At 27.6% G+C, this 19,008-nt stretch carries 19 protein-coding genes; 6 read left to right on the top strand and 13 right to left on the bottom strand.

Annotation, left to right across the window (positions count from 1 at the left end; all coding sequences use genetic code 11):
* Positions 1 to 164: 164 nt before the first annotated feature.
* The 5 genes from T324_RS0111060 to T324_RS0111080 form a co-directional block, all read right to left on the bottom strand.
* Positions 165 to 1,097 (bottom strand): lysophospholipid acyltransferase family protein, encoded by a 933-nt coding sequence (locus tag T324_RS0111060; RefSeq protein WP_028330312.1) that lies wholly within the window; start codon positions 1,095 to 1,097, stop codon positions 165 to 167.
* Positions 1,098 to 1,111: 14 nt separating this feature from the next.
* On the bottom strand, positions 1,112 to 3,115 hold the full coding sequence (locus T324_RS0111065) for a hypothetical protein (RefSeq protein ID WP_028330313.1): 2,004 nt from the start codon (positions 3,113 to 3,115) through the stop codon (positions 1,112 to 1,114).
* A 32-nt stretch (positions 3,116 to 3,147) separates the two neighbouring features.
* Positions 3,148 to 3,927, bottom strand: a complete 780-nt coding sequence (locus tag T324_RS0111070) for an SDR family NAD(P)-dependent oxidoreductase (RefSeq protein WP_028330314.1) — start codon at positions 3,925 to 3,927, stop codon at positions 3,148 to 3,150.
* A gap of 152 nt (positions 3,928 to 4,079) precedes the next feature.
* Positions 4,080 to 4,583: a hypothetical protein gene (locus T324_RS0111075; protein ID WP_028330315.1), complete on the bottom strand. Its 504-nt coding sequence runs from the start codon at positions 4,581 to 4,583 to the stop codon at positions 4,080 to 4,082.
* A 109-nt stretch (positions 4,584 to 4,692) separates the two neighbouring features.
* The gene (locus tag T324_RS0111080) at positions 4,693 to 5,175 is read right to left on the bottom strand and encodes a hypothetical protein (RefSeq protein ID WP_038375232.1); all 483 of its coding nucleotides are present in this window, start codon (positions 5,173 to 5,175) and stop codon (positions 4,693 to 4,695) included.
* 182 nt (positions 5,176 to 5,357) lie between these two features.
* On the opposite strand from T324_RS0111080, the gene T324_RS0111085 reads away from it, so the two are divergent.
* The 5 genes from T324_RS0111085 (at position 5,358) to T324_RS0111105 (ending at position 11,593) form a co-directional block, all read left to right on the top strand.
* Positions 5,358 to 6,833 (top strand): leucyl aminopeptidase family protein, encoded by a 1,476-nt coding sequence (locus T324_RS0111085; protein ID WP_028330317.1) that lies wholly within the window; start codon positions 5,358 to 5,360, stop codon positions 6,831 to 6,833.
* 302 nt (positions 6,834 to 7,135) lie between these two features.
* On the top strand, positions 7,136 to 7,405 hold the full coding sequence (locus T324_RS0111090; RefSeq protein WP_028330318.1) for an NAD(P)H-dependent oxidoreductase subunit E: 270 nt from the start codon (positions 7,136 to 7,138) through the stop codon (positions 7,403 to 7,405).
* On the top strand, positions 7,402 to 8,544 hold the full coding sequence (locus tag T324_RS0111095) for an NADH-ubiquinone oxidoreductase-F iron-sulfur binding region domain-containing protein (protein ID WP_028330319.1): 1,143 nt from the start codon (positions 7,402 to 7,404) through the stop codon (positions 8,542 to 8,544). The genes T324_RS0111090 and T324_RS0111095 overlap by 4 nt, the downstream gene beginning before the upstream one ends.
* 26 nt (positions 8,545 to 8,570) lie before the next feature.
* Positions 8,571 to 9,953 carry a 2Fe-2S iron-sulfur cluster-binding protein gene (locus T324_RS0111100; protein ID WP_028330320.1) on the top strand — a complete coding sequence of 461 codons (1,383 nt, stop codon included), beginning with the start codon at positions 8,571 to 8,573 and terminating at the stop codon, positions 9,951 to 9,953.
* A gap of 89 nt (positions 9,954 to 10,042) precedes the next feature.
* Positions 10,043 to 11,593 carry an FAD-dependent oxidoreductase gene (locus tag T324_RS0111105; RefSeq protein WP_028330321.1) on the top strand — a complete coding sequence of 517 codons (1,551 nt, stop codon included), beginning with the start codon at positions 10,043 to 10,045 and terminating at the stop codon, positions 11,591 to 11,593.
* Positions 11,594 to 11,641: 48 nt separating this feature from the next.
* Here T324_RS0111105 and hisH read toward each other — a convergent pair whose 3' ends face one another.
* Both hisH and hisB read right to left on the bottom strand, forming a co-directional pair.
* The gene (gene hisH, locus T324_RS0111110) at positions 11,642 to 12,265 is read right to left on the bottom strand and encodes an imidazole glycerol phosphate synthase subunit HisH (protein WP_028330322.1); all 624 of its coding nucleotides are present in this window, start codon (positions 12,263 to 12,265) and stop codon (positions 11,642 to 11,644) included.
* A gap of 74 nt (positions 12,266 to 12,339) precedes the next feature.
* Complete coding sequence (gene hisB / locus T324_RS0111115) at positions 12,340 to 12,939, bottom strand: imidazoleglycerol-phosphate dehydratase HisB (RefSeq protein ID WP_028330323.1); 600 nt, start codon at positions 12,937 to 12,939, stop codon at positions 12,340 to 12,342.
* 116 nt (positions 12,940 to 13,055) lie between these two features.
* Between hisB and T324_RS0111120 the strand changes: the two genes are divergently transcribed.
* Positions 13,056 to 13,508 (top strand): hypothetical protein, encoded by a 453-nt coding sequence (locus tag T324_RS0111120; protein WP_245580693.1) that lies wholly within the window; start codon positions 13,056 to 13,058, stop codon positions 13,506 to 13,508.
* Positions 13,509 to 13,554: 46 nt separating this feature from the next.
* On the opposite strand, the gene speB is transcribed toward T324_RS0111120, so the two are convergent.
* The 6 genes from speB to T324_RS0111150 form a co-directional block, all read right to left on the bottom strand.
* A complete protein-coding gene (speB, locus tag T324_RS0111125) occupies positions 13,555 to 14,502 on the bottom strand; it encodes an agmatinase (RefSeq protein ID WP_028330325.1) in 948 nt (315 codons plus the stop codon).
* Positions 14,503 to 14,566: 64 nt separating this feature from the next.
* A complete protein-coding gene (locus T324_RS0111130) occupies positions 14,567 to 15,694 on the bottom strand; it encodes a glycerate kinase family protein (protein WP_028330326.1) in 1,128 nt (375 codons plus the stop codon).
* Between the two features lie 23 nt (positions 15,695 to 15,717).
* Positions 15,718 to 16,257: a hypothetical protein gene (locus T324_RS0111135; protein ID WP_028330327.1), complete on the bottom strand. Its 540-nt coding sequence runs from the start codon at positions 16,255 to 16,257 to the stop codon at positions 15,718 to 15,720.
* Between the two features lie 72 nt (positions 16,258 to 16,329).
* Entirely contained in the window at positions 16,330 to 17,883 is a 1,554-nt protein-coding gene (locus tag T324_RS0111140) for a sodium:solute symporter family protein (RefSeq protein WP_028330328.1), read from the bottom strand.
* A 20-nt stretch (positions 17,884 to 17,903) separates the two neighbouring features.
* Entirely contained in the window at positions 17,904 to 18,125 is a 222-nt protein-coding gene (locus T324_RS0111145) for a hypothetical protein (RefSeq protein WP_028330329.1), read from the bottom strand.
* Between the two features lie 18 nt (positions 18,126 to 18,143).
* On the bottom strand, positions 18,144 to 18,989 hold the full coding sequence (locus T324_RS0111150; RefSeq protein ID WP_028330330.1) for a 3-hydroxyacyl-CoA dehydrogenase family protein: 846 nt from the start codon (positions 18,987 to 18,989) through the stop codon (positions 18,144 to 18,146).
* Between the last annotated feature and the right edge of the window lie 19 nt (positions 18,990 to 19,008).

A 19,008-nucleotide genomic window follows, 5' to 3' on the forward strand; every position in this document is an offset into this window, starting at 1 on the left:
AACCTTTTTTAAATTACTAAAAATTATATGATTTGTCAAATTTATAACAGTTAAAAACTGATATTATAAAATAAAATTATATGAAATGTAAATCCTTTAAGAAAATTCAATACTAATTTTAGTATACAATATAAACCACCAACAAAAAAATAAAGTAAAAAAGATTATTTATAATCATTATTATCATAAAATATTTCAGGTTCGCCTTTAGGTCTTGTATTCCATCTAGTATGAACCCAAAGCCAGTTTTCAGGATGTTTAGCAATTATCTCTTCTAGTTTTTTTGTGTATCTTTGAACATTATGTCTTAATGTCTCTTCTTTTGTTTCCTTTTCCTCTATGTACATAATATCATATACTATGATTTTATGATGTCCGTATCTATCAGGCAAATCATAAAGTATTGCCATAGGAAGTTTTGTTTTCATAGCTATTGCAACAGGACCTACGGCTGTGGCGCATGGATATCCAAAAAAGTCTACAAATATACCTTGTGTGTAATTTTGATCTGATAAAAATGCTACAGGAGTATTTTTATTTAAAGCATGGAATATATCTCTTAAATCGCCCCATCTTGATATACATGTCATCCCTCTCTTTTCTCTCCAAGATTTCATATATACATCTAATTTAGGATTATCAAGAGGTCTTACTATAACGCTAGGATCATAACCTTTTATGGCAAAATAGAAAGCTATATATTCCCAATTTCCTATATGCCCGGTTATAGCTATTATTCCTCTATTTTTTTCATGCATAGCCTTATCAAAAATATCCTGACCTTCTATTGTTATTCTTTTCAAAATTTGTTCATTGGACATTCTTGATGCTTTTATAAATTCTGCAAAAGTCATAAGCATTGATTCTATAGAACGTTTTGCAATTTTTTTTCTTTCATGAAAACTTTTTTCTGGAAAAGCCTGCTTCAAATTTATTAAAGCTACTTTTCTGCTTTTAAAAGCAAATATATACATCAAAATACCCATTAATTTTGCAAAAAGTACAACAGCAATATAGGGCATAAATGATATTATTTCCATTAGTATACGTAATGGAATATATTCAAGCATAACAACTTTAGGTGATTTATAAGCCAAAATGAAACCTCACACTATTTTTTCTCTTCTTCTGTATCATCAAACAAATCTTCATCTTCTGCAGATTCTTCAAATTCATCATCTTCAGAATTATTCTCTTCCTGCTCTTCACTTTCAGAAACATCTTCATTTTCTTCTATGTTCAAATCTTCAGCATTATTTTCTGTTTCAACATTTTCGCTATCATCATTATTTACATCATTATCATTTATATTACTTTCATTATTTTCAACTGATGCAGCATTCTCTTCTTTTACAGTACTTTCATTTACAGCAGCTTCTTCTACTATAGGCTGTTCTACTTCATCTCCGCCTTCAATTAAGATTCCAGCACCAGATAATTCCCCTTGAGTAATCAAATAATTAAAACCCGCTACAAAGTAATAAGCTTCTGTTAATGCTTTCATTACATTGTATCCTTGTATTCTTTTTTTAGTTTTTCCTATTTCAGCAGAAAAAGTTAATATGTCATTCGGATTTTCTATTATTCTTTCTCTTTCTTCTTTATCTAATAAAAGTTTATCTAATTTTCTTTTAAATGGTGTGATTATAGAAACAAAAGTATTTCTTAAATTCTTAGCTAAGTATGAACGCTGACCATTCTTATCTGAAAGCATTGATACTCTCTGTTCAAAACGCATAGTTTTATCTGCTTCTACTTTCTCTATAGTTTTGCAAAGCTCACTGTATTCATTTAATCTTGAATTAGTATCTGATAATGATAAGAATATATTATTAAAATCATTTTTATAATCTGTTCTAACTTGATTATCATAAACTAAATTATATCTTACTTTATTAGATACAAATACAGCTGAATATTCCCTATCTAAGAAATCTATTAAAACTTTTATTCTGTATATTTTGTCTTTAGTTGAAACAATGAAAAAAGGATCTGCTTCATATTCTATACCATTATCTTCTTTTTTGAATGATACGCATTTATTTATAAGTTTAACACCTATAGATTCAACTTTGCTTAGTTTATCTTCTTCAGAATTTTCTTTATTCTTTCCTATATTCTCCTTTGCTTCCTCTATTTTTATCTCTTTCATTTTTTCTTTATCTTTTTTGAGTTTTGTATAATATCCCAATATATCAACATCAGTAATATTTAAATAGCGGTTAAAATCATTTATAGTTTCAAGCCTTTCTTTTGAAGCATATTGTAATAAAGCAAACAATTTAGGATAATATTTTGAATATACAAGTTCTACGGCTCTTTTAAATGCTGAAATCCTTGAATTAACTATTCCTTTACTTATATTATCAACCATAGCATATGCAAACATAGCTTTTTCACCAGCTAGTTTCATTCTTGAAGAATATGCATGAAGAACATATAAAGGTCTAAACATTGCTTTTATCTCTTTAACATAGCTTTCAGCAGCAACATTAGTATTTAATTCTTTAAATGGTCTTAAAAAATCTTTATATAGTTTTTCATCATATTGATCTTTTATTCTTTCTAAAAGTTCTAAATCATCTAAATCTTTAGCAAATTGTGATATTATTTTTTCATGTTTTATTTTGGAATCTACATTTGAAGATTCTACAGGATTTAATGCATTAAAAATAAGAGTATCCATTTCAAGTAAAGCAGCTATTACATTTTTATCGATGAAATTTAAGAATTTCGGATTAACATTTCCGCCTACAAAAGTTATAACACCAGCACTAAGAGCATTAAACCATAATTTAACATTGAAAAATATGCCATTATCTTTTTTTAAGGTAACAGTATTGCTGCTAGAAGCTGATGTTTTTGATTTTGATTTATTATCATAAGATGAAGATTTACTTGATGAAGCATCAGATCTTCCTTTAGAATCTGATGATGAACCTCCAACTAAGGTATTACTTCTTCTTGATCCTCCAATTACTCCTGTATTCGGCTTCTTTTTTTCTGCTATTACCTCTCCGCCAGCATCAACAAACTTATTAAACAAGTCTTTCCTTGTATTTTGTTCAAGATTATCTAATTTTAATCTGTCTCTAGTGTTGTCTATTTCACCCATAGAAAAATAGCTCCCTTATTAAAAATTATATTTTATTTTTCTCTATGTATTATAGTAGCAGTGCCTTGATTTTCTGCCATAATAGTCATGCTTGATATTTGTACATGACTTTTACGAGTTAATACATACTCTATATTATCGGCTATATCTTCAGCATATAAAGGATTAAATCCTTTATATACATTATCTGCTTTTTCTTTATCTCCTTTAAATCTTACAGTAGAAAATTCTGTATTAACGGCACCAGGTTTAATATTTGTTACTTTTATAGGCTTATCTATTAATTCGATTCTTATACTATCTCCAAACATCTCAACAAATGATTTTGTAGCACAATATACAGCACCTCCGTTATATCCTTCATCGGCAGCAGTAGATGATAAATTTACTATATGTCCATATTTGCTCTTTAATATAAGAGGAAGTATTAATCTAGTTAATACTATTAGTCCTTCACAATTAACTCTAACCATCTGTAATACATCTTCTAGATTATTATTGTAATATACATCTTTGCCTAAAGCTAAACCTGCATTATTTATAAGTATATCTATATTTTTCCATTCATCTTCAAGATTATTTATAGCATTAATTATTTCATCAGTTTTTGAATAGTCAATTTTTATTACTTTTACTTTTATATTATAATTTTTTTCAAATGATGATTTTAATTCATTAAGTTTATCTATTCTTCTAGCAGTTAAAATAAGATTAACACCATTAGAAGCAAGCATTTTTGCTACAGCCTCTCCAATACCTGCACTTGCTCCTGAAATAAATGCTAATCTTCCGCTGATATTTTCTATATACATTAATGACTCCCAAATTTTTATTTTTAATTATATATTTTGAATACTATATTGCAATAGCATATAAAAAATATTTTTTTGTATGCTATTATTTATTAAAAATAAAGGGAGTATATTGTATAAATATACTCCCTAATTAATTACATAACAATTTATTATTCTCTAGTTCTGACCATACCAGCTACATCTTGAGCAGTATATTGCATACCAACTTCATTAAGGTATTTAGTTACTAAAGCATCCATTTGTTTTTTCAAACCTTTAGAATAAAGCTCCATAACTACGGTACAATTTTGCTGAGAATCCCATTTGCTTTCTACAACAGATGCACCTCTTATTCTTCCGCCAACTCTCTCTTGTATTACATATTCATCTATCATACCTTTTTCTGTTGAACTCAATGATTCTACATAGGAGCCTACTATTTTAGCAACTATTTTATTTTTTGCATCTAATTCTGCAGCTTGTTTTGCAGCTAATTCTCTTCTAAATTTATCAGAAGAGTCTATGTCTGGAGATGGAGAACCCATTCCCATTACTCTAAATGTATCATCATTAATCCAACCTTCCGGATTGCTTCTGCTTACACCTGTTCCGCAGGATATTACAAATAGAGACAGCATCAATGCAATAATATAGTATTTTGAATATTTTTTCATAGATTCCCTCCTTTTCTTCTCTCTATAAATTAATTATACATTTTTAAAATTATATTGCAATAGTGTTAACATATCGGAAATATAATAAAAACAAATAAAATTTATATTATTAATTTACCATTCTGGAAATATCCTCTGCTGTATACTGCATTCCAACTTCATTTAGATATTCACTGACTAAATTATCCATTTTATTTTTAAGTCCTTTTCCATATAATTCCATAACAACAGTGCAGTTTTGCTGAAAATCCCATTTGCTTTCTATAACGGATAATCCTATTACTCTCTCTGCAACTCTTTCTTGCATAACATTTTCATCTATCATATCTTTTTCTGTTGAATTCAATGCTTCTATATAAGGACCTACTATTTTAGCAACTATTTTATTTTTTCCATCTAATTCCGCAGCTAGTCTTGCATTGACTTCTCTTTCAAATTTATCTGATATACCCTTTGAAGGAGAACCTTTTCCCATTACTCTAAATATGTCATTATTGACCCATCCTTCCGGTTTATTTCCACGGATACTGGTTCCGCATGAAATTATAAATAATGAAGCAGCAAGCATTATAATTAGTATTTTTTTTATCATAATAAATGCCTCCATGATAATATATTCTAATTATAAATTTAATATCTTAATTATGAAAATTATATATATTTAATAGTATATTTCAATATACATTATTAGAAATTTTAAGATTATAATTGACATAAAATAAACATTATATATAATTATTACTTAATATTTCTAAATAAAATCAAGGATCTAAAATGAAACTCAAACATACAATAAATTTCATTAAAAAACATACAGTAGCTATTTTTGTGAAAGTTGAAAAAGAAGAGCCTAAAGTATGTACTTTTAATGAAGAATACATAAAATTATTCAATAATTTAGTTAAAGATAAATATTATACAACTTCTACACCATTTGCATTTGCTTTCGCAAGTAATACTAGAGTTATTTTTATTACCTATAAAGAAGTAAAAAATTATATGTATGAAACTTGGAAAAATGCTGGAGCTTCTTTAATAAAGATAATGAAAGATTTGCATATTGATGATATAGAAGTTGATATGGCAGAATTATTTTCAGAAATAGCATCTGAAGAATCTTATATACAGTTTTGTTTAGGGATCATACTTTCTTCATATAGATTTGATAATTATTTGGGAGATAAAAGATTAAAAGAACAAGCAGTTATAAAAAATATTCTTTTGGTTTCAGAACATAAAAAAGATACAGAAAATGCTATATTAAAGGCGAGTCAGATAGCAGACAGTATATTCTGGGCTAGAGATATGATTAATGAACCAAGTAATGTTATAAATTCATTAACATTTACAGACAGAGCTAAAAAACAGGCTGAAAGCAGAAAGATTACAACTACAGTATTAACTGAAAAAGAATTAAAAGCAGCTAATATGAATGGAATACTAGGCGTTAATGCAGGAAGTAAAAATCCTCCTAGAGTATTTATAGCACAATATAAAAAAGCCAAAGCTAAGAGAAGTATTTTATTAGTTGGAAAAGGAATAACTTTTGATACAGGCGGAATGTCATTAAAACCAGCTGATAGTATGTATGGAATGAAAGATGATATGTCAGGAGCAGCTGCTGTATGCGGAGCATTATTTTTAATATCTGATATGGGATTGGATGCCAATGTTACTGTAATATGTCCTTTAACAGATAATAAAACAGGAAGCGGAGCAATAAATCCAGGAGATGTATTAAAAATGCATAATGGTGTTACAGTAGAGGTTGTAAATACTGATGCTGAGGGAAGATTAATACTTGCTGATGCTTTAGCTTATGGAATAAAGAAATATAATCCGGATTATGTTATAGATATAGCTACTTTAACAGGTGCTTGTTCTATAGCTTTAGGTAAACATGCTACAGGTTTAATGTCTAATGATAAACTTTTATCTGATGTAATTAAAGAAGCCGGAAATGATACTTATGAAAGAGTATGGGAACTTCCAATGTTTGATGAATATAAAGAACAAATAAAATCTGATATAGCAGATATAAAAAATACAGGCGGAAGAGAAGCCGGAACAATTACTGCAGCACAATTCCTTTCTTATTTTACAGAAGGTTCAAAATGGGCTCATTTGGATATAGCATGCACTTCTTACAGCAATACAGATAGTAAATATATAACTAAAGGCGGTACAGGAGTAGGGGTTTATCTTCTTGCTAAAACAGTTGAAAAACTTGTTGATATAGAAAAGTTTTGATAATTTTAATATTTGATTAATAAATAAAAAATAATCATAGTATAATAAAAAATGCTATGATTATTTTTTTATTTAAACTTGAAATTATTTACATAACATGGTATAATAAATGTTCAAATTATAAAAAATGGGAGTGAATATGCCTTCAGGAAGAAAAAGACTTCGTCAAAAGATGGCTACGCATAAACGTAAAAAACGTTTACGCAAAAATAGGCATAAAAAGAAATAATATATAATAACATTATACTCAATATAATGTTTTCATCTCTTTAATTTATAGTTATTTATTGGGAAAGAATAGTATGTCAACCAATGTAAATACTCTTATAGAAGTATGTGTAGGGCTTCATTGCTCTATGAATGGTAGTTATGCTCTTTTAGAGGCTATTCGTTCTCATTATGACTTACAGATAGGTGTACCATCTGCTGATGGTATGCTGCTTAGAGAGATGGAGTGTATGCATGATTGCCATAATGCTGTGCCTGTACTTATTAATGGTATGGAATGTACAAAGTCGTCTTTTAAAAGTATTATAAAGTACATAGAAGCTGTACATGTAAGAAAAAGATGAAAGAATTTGTGTTGCATAGCCAAAATTGTATAAATAATATTAAGTTATACAAAGATAGTTTTGGGGATTATTTAATAAATGAAGTACTTGCTGAAAGTATATTAAAAGAGCTTTATAATTATCCTATTCTTACTAGAGATATTTTTCAGCATTCTTTATATGAAATCCTAACAGAAAATAATAGCAATAAAGAAAATAATATTCTAATAAATGCCTGTTCATTTGATTATTTAGTTTTTAAAGATAAGTTTCTAATAAAAAATAATCCTCATCTTATTTTAGATGGTTCTGTTTTTATAGCTAAAATACTTGGAATAAAAAATATAGATATAGTATTGAAAGACTATTATTTAGAAGAGAAAGATATATTATTGAAAGCTATTGTAGAATTTGAAGATTCAAAATTTGCAAATGAAATAAAAATTTCTCTATATGATGAAGAATTATATTATCAGGAAAACAAAATTAGAATAACTCCTTCTTATTTAGAGAATAAAAAATATGTATTTGATTTAGAAACCATAGCCCAATTTACATATTTAGCACATATAGGAGATTTAAGTTTCAAAAATTATGGTTCTTCAAATATTAAAGGAACTTATATATTGTCTTTGTCTGGGGATATTATATATCCTAACATATATGAATTTGAGATAGGAAAACCATTTAAAGATATAGTAAAAGCTGCCGGAAATTTCGATAAAGATTATAGTATAAAATGTGTATTTACTAATGGTTTTTTAAATCCGCCTATGGATATTGATACTTTTTTAAAAATGAACTTGGATTATGATATTACACTTGGAAACGGAGGCATATGTTTTATACGTGAAGACAGATGCATAATAAGAGTTGTATTAAAAATAGTTAAATTTGCTAAAACTATATCATGTAAAAAATGCATGCCTTGTAATTATGGTTTTGATTTATGCGAATATTATATTAATAGAATACTTTTAGGGAAATCTATTTTCAGTGATTATTCAAATTTGAAAGATACTGTTAATATGATATATAATTTAGCATCTTGTTTATATATAAAATCTTTGGCTTATTGTATATTATCAACTATAGAAATGTTTAAAGATGAATTTCTTTATGCCGTAGAAAATAAGATAACCTTATATAGTTTTATATAAAAAATCATTATTTGAGAGATTTTATTATGATAATAAAATTCACTGTAGATGGTAAAACAGTTTCCGCCCAAAGAGGATATACAATATTGCAAGCCTTATCATATGTAAATATTGATATACCTCATTTATGCTCATACAAAATGAACAGTACAAGTACTTTTGATAAAGAAGATAATTTGCTAAGATGCAGATTATGTGCTGTTAAAGTTAAGAAAAAAAATGAGGAAACTTATAATATAAAATATGCCTGTGATGAAATAGTAGAAAACGGCATGAGTGTTCTAAATAATGATGAAGATATAATAAAATATAGAATAGCGTTATTAAATGCTATACTTTATATGCATAAACCTATATGTGAAAGCTGTAATGCTGATTATATTTGCAAATTAAAAAAATATTTAGATATTTATAATGTTTCTATAGAACCTTCAAATGATGCCTCTAATGATAATAATGTAGAAGATATAAAAAAAATTGTAAAAGAAATAAATTTACCTAAATATATTAAAGCAGATTATGAAAGATGTATTAATTGCGGAATATGTGAAGATTATAAAACTATAAATGGATATTCTTCTATGATAGTTGATTTTTGTCCTACACATGTATTTTCTACAGAGAGGGCTATAGACGATAAAATTAAAGAAGATATAAGTAAAACTAAAAGTATAAGAAGTTTTTGTATAGGATGCAATTATTTATGCGATGCAGATTATGTATATATTAGCAGTAGTATAAAAGATATTAATTCTCCTTCAAAAAAGAAATATGCTTTATGTGATTATGGCAGAAAAATGGATTACTATTCCAATAATACATTTGAATTACCTTTAAATAATGGAATTCAATGCGATTTTAAAAATGCAAAAAATATGTATTATGAATTTATGTCGAATATAGATGTTAATTCATGTTTAGCTATATATTCAAGCATGTACCCAATAGAAGATATAAATGCTTTTGATGAACTTATTTATTCTACAGGTATAATAAATACTGTAATAAAAAAAAATACAATGTCTACTAATTCAGAAGTTATAAGAGATAATTATACGAATATTAATAATCATTCTATTAAAGAATTAAAAAATAAAGAATATAATTATAATTTTGATTTTAATGATAATAATTTTAATAAATTCATAATACTTGGAGATGCCATTGATGATATTAATGATGAAATAATATCTTTTTCCAAGAAAAATAAAGGAAATTATATAGTATTTAGTCCATGTTTTTCTGTATTGTCTTATAATGCATATTTAGCCTTTCCTATATCTGGTCTTGGAGAGTTCAGTGGACATTATATAGATAAACATGGTAAGAAAAAAGAAATGTCATCTTTTTTGAAAAGTAATAAAAACAGATTAAATTTAAGAGATTTGTTAAAATATTTGTATTTATGAAAATTTTGTTCTATACTATATATTAGGAGGTTTACTGATATATTAGCTTAAATTTTATTTTGTTTTTATTATATAAAAGGAGATTTTTTATGGCAAAAACAAGGGCTGATATACTCCATAATGATAAAAATTACGATATCATTATTGTAGGCGGAGGTGTTATAGGTGCAACAATAGCATTAAAGACATCACGTGTAGGAATTTCAACTCTTCTTTTAGAAAAACATGACTTTTCTTATGGTGCTTCTTCCCGTACCTCAAAGATGCTTTCAGGCGGATTTAATGATATGAACAGCAGAAATATAATATCTACTGCTTTTAAAGTGAAGGAAAGAAATAATCTAATGTATAAAAGCTCTTTCGATTCATTTGGGATCATTAATCCTATATATGATCATGGCGGAAGTGGTATATTTAGGGAAGAAATAAAAGCTTCATTGTATGATATTTTATCTTTGTTTGGAAAAACTAAAAGGCATGTATCCCATAGTAGAAATGCAACATTAGAATGTTTGCCTGATTTAATAAATAATGATGTAATAGCTTCTATAGAATATTATGAAGGTTTATTAGATGATTCTAGATATGTAATGGAAATACTTTTAAAGGCTGAGAGTTATGGTGCTGATATATTAAATTATGCTGAGGTAAAAGCTTTTGAATATAATCAAAAAGAAATACAAAGTGTTATATTCAGCGATAATATTACTAGAAAAATTTATAGTGCTTCAGCTAAGACAATATTAATAGCAGCAGGAGCTTGGGGAAACAGTATAAGTTCTTTAGTTCCAAACGGATATTTTGAGAATAGGGTTTCTTATGTTAAAGGTACTCATTTAGTTATTAACAGCGATTCTATTCATATTAATAAGGCCGTTGTACTTCCTAAAATAAAATCAAGACCCAATATATTTTTAATGCGTTGGAAAAATGCCACTATAATAGGACCTACAATAAAAAAATATAATTCTGATTTAGACTGTATATATTCAACCAGTGATGAGGCAGAATATTTGCTTGATGTTTATAATACATATTTTAGTTCTATAGTTAATAAGAATCATATAGTAACAACTCAATCTGGGATGATGCCTGTAAACCCATCAAATATAAAAATACATGCACATCCTAATTACAGACTATTTATGGTTGAAGGAGGAAATTTCACTACATCATCTTTGGTTGCTATTAAGGCTTTAATAAAGATGTATGGAAAACCTTATAAATGGTTTAGTAATCAAAAAATAATGACAAATAAATTAGAAAAGAATATTGAATGGGTATTAAATGAAGGTATGGTGAAATTCTTAATAGATTATTATGGTTCTGTTGATTTAGTTTTGAGGCTTAATGATTTTTGTAAGGATGACTCTTCTTTGCTTGTTGAAGTTGGACTCGATTATAGAATCAATAGAGGATTAATAAAATATTTTATAGAAGTTGAACATGCTTTGCATTTAGATGATATTATGATGAGAAGATTAAGATTTATTCTAACTGAGAATGACTGCGGAACATTGATTGCAGAGCATATTGCAGAAGAGATGGCTAATGTTTTAGGATGGAATAAAGAAAAGGTTGAATGGGAAATAAAGAGATACAGAACAGAAATAAAAAGAGCTAGAATTTCATTATTTTAATATATAAAAGAGCAGGACTATAAATATTAAGTTCTGCTCTTTTTATAATTATATTAAATCTTTAAAACCTTTTAATATATTAAGTCCAGTGCTTCCGCTTTTTTCCGGATGAAATTGTATTCCATATACATTATCATTTTTTACTACAGCTGGTATATTTATTTCATATTCACTGTCTGCGATTATGCTTTCTTCACAGTTTTTTCCATAATAAGAATGTACAAAATATACATATTCCATATTGTTAATATATTTAAATATTTTATCTTCTTTTTTTATATTTAGATTATTCCAACCCATATGTGGAACTTTTAAATCTTTATTTTTTAAATCTTTAACTATAGGGCATATACTTCCTTTTATTAATCCAAGTCCATTATATTCTCCGTATTCATAGCTTTTATCAAAGAACATCTGCATACCCAAACATATACCTAGAATTAATTTTCCTTTTTTGGCTTCCTCTATTATAGTATTTTTGAGTATTCCGTTATTTATTTTTTCTAATTTTGCTATAGCATCTCTGAAAGCACCTACTCCCGGTAATATAATTGCATCAGCATTCTTTATGATTTTTTCATCATCTGTAAGCTTTGTATCTATTCCTACATAATCAAGAGATGACATTAAAGAAAATAAATTGCCTACTCCGTAATCTATTATAGCTGTCATATTAATATCCTAGTTATTGATTAATAAAAATTATTTAGGTTATTATACTGAAATAAAATATAAAAGTCAAAATACTATTGATTATTTTCAATCATTCCCTTTGTAGATAATACTTCATTTTTATATTTTTCATCTATTTCGCAGGCTTGAGATAAAGCACGTGCTACGCCTTTAAAAATGGATTCTATTATATGATGGGTATTTTCACCATGAAAAGTTTTTATATGCAAAGTTATATTCATAGAATTTGTAAATGCAGTAAAAAATTCTTTTACAAGTTCTGTATCGAAATCTCCTACTTTTTCATGTTTTAAATCGCTGTCAAAAACTAAATGGCTTCTTCCGCATATATCAACTGCTACCAATGTTAAAGCCTCACACATGGGCATACAGAAATTACCGTATCTTTTTATTCCCTTCATATCTCCCAAAGCTTCAAAGAAACATTTTCCCAAAACTATACCTACATCTTCAACTGAATGATGATAATCAACATCTATATCGCCAATACATTCTGTATTTAAATCGAATCTTCCATGACGTGCAAATAAATCAAGCATATGATTAAAAAATCCAATATTAGTGTTATTAGTGTATTTACCAGTTCCATCTATATTTAATTGTATTTTTATTTTTGTCTCATTAGTGTTTCTTTCTATAGCTGAAGTTCTCATATTTTTTAATCTCCTAAATATTATTTTATATTATAATAATAATGCTTTTAATTTTTTTCAATATCTTTAAAAAACTTTTATAGATTTGATATATAATTATTATATAGGAGTTAATTATGGGGACTTTAGAAAATTTTAATGTTCATAATTTAAATGATTCTAATAATAAGATGACTAAAGAGCAGGTGAGGGATAAAGTTCATAAAGATAAAAATATAGAAAATGCTATTAAAAATGGAGTTGAAAATTATTTAGATTCTATAATGAAGCAGTTATATTCAGATACAGCAAATTCTGAGTATGAATATTTAAGCGAATATACTCTTATTACAACAGAAATTTTTGAAGATGGTTATGTTATTTCTGATGTTCATATAGATGTTAATATGATTATATATGATTATTCAAGTAAAAATGACGGAAAAATGGAAAGATATATAGCTTTGAATAATAATTACTTAATGGGACTTAATTTAAAATTTAAATTAAAAAACATAAATGATGATATAGAAGATATTGAAGTTAGATACTTTAATATATATGGCTTCACAGATAATTTAAAAAAATAAGCTGATAACTTATTATAGTTACCAGCCTTTTATAAGTAATAAAATATTAAGATTTGTTTTTTTTCTTTAAAGCGAGTATAGAAATAAACTCAAAAGCTATATTAGCAGCTAAATAAGAAGTGATTTCAGAACTATCATAACAAGGAGCAACCTCAACTATATCAAATCCAACATAATTAACATTAGATAAAGCTCTAATCATAGTTAAAGTTTCATAAGAAGTAAATCCGCCAACTTCAGGAGTTCCAGTTCCAGGAGCATAAGCAGGATCAACAAAGTCTATATCAAATGTTAAGAAAGTTTTATTATTTCCAACTCTGTTTAATATTTCTTCATTTAGTTTTTCAAAACCCATTTCTCTTACTTTATGTGCAGGTATAAGTTTTAAACCAAGCTCAGCAGCTTTTTTAAACTCATCAGGATCATATAAAGAACCACGCATTCCTATTTGTATAGATTTATTAGGATCTATTAAATTTTCTTCAATAGCACGTCTGAAAGGTGTTCCATGATTATATTTCTGTCCGAATACCAAATCATTTATATCAGCATGTGAATCAAAATGTATTAATGATACAGGGCCATGTTTTTTAGCTATGGATCTTAATTCTGCTAATGTTATACAATGATCTCCTCCAAATGAAATTGGTATAACATCATTCTTTAATATTTCATCCATTTCGGATTCTATATTTTTGTAAGTTTCTAAAATATATCCCGGAATTATATTAATATCTCCGTAATCAGCACCATTTAATTCTTTTAATACATTAACTTCAAATATAACATTATTAGGCTTAATCATTGCTGATATTTGTCTAATAGCACTAGGTCCGAATCTTGCACCGGTTCTATATGAACAAGCTGTATCAAATGGTATGCCTACTATAGCAAAATCCAAACTGGATAAATCTGAAACTTTAGGAAGTCTCATAAAATTTCCTGTATTACAGAATCTAGGTGAGCTTAATGCACTTAATGGTTTATTTTCCATAAAAATATCCTTAAAAAGAAAATTGATTATAAAACAAATTATATTATAAAATATATTTTGTCAATTATATATTTATGGAAATAAATCTGCATGCTCTTTCTGCTGCATCTTCTATTAAAGTTTTGGCATTATTAATAGCTTCTTCAATTGTAATAGACTTTTTAAATACAGGCATTATAGAACGTATGCCAAATTCATATACTTCTTCAGCATTTTCCAACATAGAGCCAACTACAGCAATTACAGGTATATTATTAGCTCTTCTAGCTACACCTACAGGAACTTTTCCTTCCTTAGTTTGCCCGTCAATAGCTCCTTCTCCTGTTATAATTAATGAAGCTTCTTTTATTTCATTTTCAAAATCTATTATATCAAGTACAGCATCTATTCCTCTTTTTAACTCAGCATTGCAGAATGCAACCAATCCTCCTCCAAGTCCTCCTGCAGCACCGGCTCCTTCCAAATAATCTATTTCTTTGTTAAATTTAGTTTTCACAATTTTTGCTATGTTCTTAAGTCCGTTATCAAGTATATCAAAACTTTCTTCGGTAACACCTTTCTGCTTACCATATACTGCTGTAGCTCCGTTTTCTCCATAAAGCGGATTTTTAACATCGCATGCCACGCTTATTTTTATATCGAATATTCTTTTATCTACATTACTGTCATCTATATCAGCAACTTTTATCATATTTTCAGCAATAGCTTCAAGTTCATTATTATCTTTATCTAAAAACTTATATCCTAATGCATTAGCCATACCTATGCCGCAGTCATTAGTAGCACTTCCTCCAATACCTATTAATATTTCTTTTATATTATTATTCAAAGCATCTTTTATAAGCTCTCCAGTTCCATATGTAGAATATTTCAAAGGATTTCTTTTTTTATCATCAACTAAAGTAATTCCGGATGCTTCTGCCATTTCTATTACAGCTTTATCTTTATTAATAAGACCATATTTTGCTTCTATTACTTTACCTTCTGGGTTTTTTACATTAACTTTTTTTGTATTACCGCCTGCAGCATAAAGTATAGAATCAACTGTTCCTTCGCCTCCGTCAGCAACTGGTATTTTTTTTATTTTTGCATCTTTAAATACCTTTAATACTCCTTTTTCTATACAATTGCATACTTCTAAACTGCTTGCACTTCCCTTGAAAGAATCTGGTATTATTATTATTTTTTTCATTATATTATCATCCTAATAATTAATTATTCACATTGTAATTGTGATAAAATATTTTTATAATATTCAAAATTTTGTTCAATATTATCCGTTGCTGCTGTAATAGTTTGTATAACCAATCTATTTGAATTTTTTCCGAAAGTAGACAGCTGTAATGAATCGAAAGTTTCATTATCCTTTAATATTCTAAAAATACTATGATTGGCCGTTACTCTTGACCATATTAAATAAGCATTATCATTTAATTTTTCTAATTCTATTATTTTATAAGAGTCCATTTTATATTTTTTATTTTTTATATTGAATTGATTTTGAAATTCGTTTATATAATCGGCAACTGAATTTATTTCTTTACTTTTTATCCATCTCAATGTCATACTAGTATCAGTTTTTTTGGTATTTGAAATTGAAGAGGCATCTATTTTTACAAAGCCATTTTCAAATTTAAATGGTATTTGATTATTAATAAATATTTGCCAATTATTTGGGTGAAGTATTGTTATGCCGTATACACTAAAAACAGATGTATTTTCTATTGTGTTATTTCTTTCAATAATGTTTTCCATAGTTATTTGCCAATTTATATTAAACAGATGCAATTTTTATTTTAATTGCATCTGTTTTTTTATTTATATATTTTATTTATTATTTACCATATTTGATATAGAATCTTCCATAACAGAAGAAGTTTCAGCACCAGAATATATTATAGAGTCTATTCTAGTATGGAATTTTGCTACTACTTCCTGAGGACATTTTGTAACAAGACTTACTAATACAAACAATATAGAATTAACTACTAATGCCCATATAAGAGCTGAGAAACCCAAAGGAGGAGCTACAAAGAAAGTAAACACTATAGCTGTTATTAATCCTGCTATAGTACCGATTATAGCACCTTCTTTTGTACTTCTTTTCCAGAATAATCCGCCTATAGTTTCAGGCAATATCTGAGCAAAAAATGGTGATGACAATTTATATGCATAATCTGTAATTGAAGCAGGTCTTATAGCTACTATTACCAAAGTTATTATCATCAAGCAGAATAATACTATTCTTCCGAATGTTACAACGTCTTTTGAAGAAGAAGCTGCATCATTTTTAAATTTATGTAAATAAATATCTCTTGAAGCTATAGCAGATGCTGACAATAATAGAGAGTCCGCAGTAGATACACCAAAAGCAAACAAACATAATAAAGAAATAAATGCTACTATAGGAGGTGCATACTGTGTTGATAATACAGCAACTACATTATCTGGTTTAGGGAAATTAGGTCCCAATATAGCTGGAGCCAATATAGCACCTATTAATACTATAGGAGTATAAACTAAAACATAAGATATAGGCATAGCCCAAGACATTTGTCTAAAATTATCTTTATTTGCTGCTACGAATGTTCTCATAAATATATGAGGCCATACTACAGTTGCTATAGCTCCTGTAAGTGCATTACCTATCATTCCTTTCCAGTCAAATGCTCCTCTAGGTCCAGGCATAGATAAAATAGGAGCAGTTTCAGGATTCTGCATTATTATTTCTACAGCTTGAGCAAATCCTCCATCTGGGAAATGTTTAATAGTAAGATATGAAATTAATACTATTAAAGTACCGAATCCAAGTATCATGTGGAATGTATCCATCCAAGCTACTCCTCCCATACCGCCACCGATAATGTGAAGAGATACAACTATAGTTCCAACAGCAACAGCTATAACATAAGGAACTAAACTATTAGTTGTTACTACTACTGCATCACCTATAGCTATAAGCTGCATAGCAACATAAGGAACAATGAATATGATTAATACTAAAGCTATTAAAATTCCGTAAAATTCAGAATAGAATCTTGATCTTAAGAAATCAACAGGTGTACTAAATCCATATTCTTTACCTAATAACCATAATCTATAACCTAGTATTACAAACATCAAACCAGCAACCATACCGCCTGTATTAGAATAGAATCCTATACCATCCTTATAAATACCTGCAGGCGCACCGTAAAATGCTAAAGCAGAAAATACGGATATAGATGTTGTACACAATAATATAAATGGATTTAAACCTCTATTGGCAGTAAAAAAACTTTCAGATGATTTACTTGTAGTTTTAAAAGTTTTAAATCCATGAAAAACTATAAATATAGAGTATATTAATATACCTATAGAAATGAGAACTGAATTTATCATAATATTATACTCCTAATCAACTATTTTTTTGAATAATCAACGTGTTTTTGTGTTTTGAAGAAAGCATTAAAATATAATCCCCATACTACAGATGCAGGCACTGGCAAAAATAATAAAACACAAAGCTGCAGCGGAAGCCATCCGAATAATATAGGATTTGGTATCATTGTTACTATTACATAATCAAATAAAAAGTAACATATATTAAATAATACAAACAATATTTTGATACTTTTTTTCATATTGTATATCCTCCATTTTTATTTATAGTCATAAAATCCTTTTCCAGTTTTTCTTCCCAAATCTCCAGCTTCTACTTTTTTTACTAGAAGAGGGCATGGTCTGAATTTAGAGTCTTTAAATCCGTCATATAAAGTATTCATAACAGAAAGAACAGTATCCAATCCAGCAAAATCAGCAAGTTCTAAAGGTCCCATAGGAAGATTAGCACCATATTTCATAGCATTATCAATATCTTTAGGTTCAACTCCCTCCATAACCAAAAACATAGCCTCATTCCACATTGGAACAAAAATTCTATTAACAATAAATCCTGGAAAATCTTTAGCAGTTACAGAAATTTTATTCAATTTATCTGATACATCTTTAACAAAATTAAATGTTTCTGATGATGTATTAATACCTGGAATAATCTCAACTAATTTCATTACCGGAGCTGGAATGAAAAAATGCATGCCTATTACTTTATCTGGTCTATTTGTTACAGAAGCTAAAGAAGTTATTGATAATGTAGAAGTATTAGAAGCTAATATGGTTTTTTTATCACATATTTTATCAAGCTCTTTAAATACTGATTTTTTTATCTCAATGTTTTCATTAACTGCCTCTATAACCAAATCGCTGTCTTTAGCATCTTCATAATTAACACTAATTTTTATTCTTGATAAAGTTTTATCTTTTTCTTCATTAGAGCATTTATTTTTTTCTACCATACGGATTAATTGTGATTCTATTTTCTTGTATGCATTTTCAACTAGTTCTTTTTTGATATCTATAAGAATGGTATTAAAACCGCTGTAAGCACATACTTGGGCTATACCGCTTCCCATTAGACCAGAACCTATTACAGTAATCACTTTTTCCATAATTTAAATTCTCCTTAAA

It is taken from the genome of Brachyspira alvinipulli ATCC 51933, from assembly GCF_000518245.1.
Classification (GTDB): domain Bacteria; phylum Spirochaetota; class Brachyspiria; order Brachyspirales; family Brachyspiraceae; genus Brachyspira; species Brachyspira alvinipulli.

Excerpts from the sequence above, each read along its gene's own strand:
- T324_RS0111085 (WP_028330317.1), top strand. The coding sequence starts at position 5,358 with ATGAAACTCAAACATACAATAAATTTCATTAAAAAACATACAGTAGCT.
- hisH (WP_028330322.1), bottom strand. The coding sequence starts at position 12,265 with ATGACAGCTATAATAGATTACGGAGTAGGCAATTTATTTTCTTTAATG.
- T324_RS0111140 (WP_028330328.1), bottom strand. The coding sequence starts at position 17,883 with ATGATAAATTCAGTTCTCATTTCTATAGGTATATTAATATACTCTATA.
- T324_RS0111130 (WP_028330326.1), bottom strand. The coding sequence starts at position 15,694 with ATGAAAAAAATAATAATAATACCAGATTCTTTCAAGGGAAGTGCAAGC.
- T324_RS0111145 (WP_028330329.1), bottom strand. The coding sequence starts at position 18,125 with ATGAAAAAAAGTATCAAAATATTGTTTGTATTATTTAATATATGTTAC.
- T324_RS0111090 (WP_028330318.1), top strand. The coding sequence starts at position 7,136 with ATGTCAACCAATGTAAATACTCTTATAGAAGTATGTGTAGGGCTTCAT.
- T324_RS0111095 (WP_028330319.1), top strand. The coding sequence starts at position 7,402 with ATGAAAGAATTTGTGTTGCATAGCCAAAATTGTATAAATAATATTAAG.
- T324_RS0111080 (WP_038375232.1), bottom strand. The coding sequence starts at position 5,175 with ATGATAAAAAAAATACTAATTATAATGCTTGCTGCTTCATTATTTATA.
- speB (WP_028330325.1), bottom strand. The coding sequence starts at position 14,502 with ATGGAAAATAAACCATTAAGTGCATTAAGCTCACCTAGATTCTGTAAT.
- T324_RS0111120 (WP_245580693.1), top strand. The coding sequence starts at position 13,056 with ATGGGGACTTTAGAAAATTTTAATGTTCATAATTTAAATGATTCTAAT.
- T324_RS0111065 (WP_028330313.1), bottom strand. The coding sequence starts at position 3,115 with ATGGGTGAAATAGACAACACTAGAGACAGATTAAAATTAGATAATCTT.
- T324_RS0111075 (WP_028330315.1), bottom strand. The coding sequence starts at position 4,583 with ATGAAAAAATATTCAAAATACTATATTATTGCATTGATGCTGTCTCTA.
- T324_RS0111100 (WP_028330320.1), top strand. The coding sequence starts at position 8,571 with ATGATAATAAAATTCACTGTAGATGGTAAAACAGTTTCCGCCCAAAGA.
- T324_RS0111105 (WP_028330321.1), top strand. The coding sequence starts at position 10,043 with ATGGCAAAAACAAGGGCTGATATACTCCATAATGATAAAAATTACGAT.
- T324_RS0111150 (WP_028330330.1), bottom strand. The coding sequence starts at position 18,989 with ATGGAAAAAGTGATTACTGTAATAGGTTCTGGTCTAATGGGAAGCGGT.
- T324_RS0111135 (WP_028330327.1), bottom strand. The coding sequence starts at position 16,257 with ATGGAAAACATTATTGAAAGAAATAACACAATAGAAAATACATCTGTT.
- T324_RS0111070 (WP_028330314.1), bottom strand. The coding sequence starts at position 3,927 with ATGTATATAGAAAATATCAGCGGAAGATTAGCATTTATTTCAGGAGCA.
- hisB (WP_028330323.1), bottom strand. The coding sequence starts at position 12,939 with ATGAGAACTTCAGCTATAGAAAGAAACACTAATGAGACAAAAATAAAA.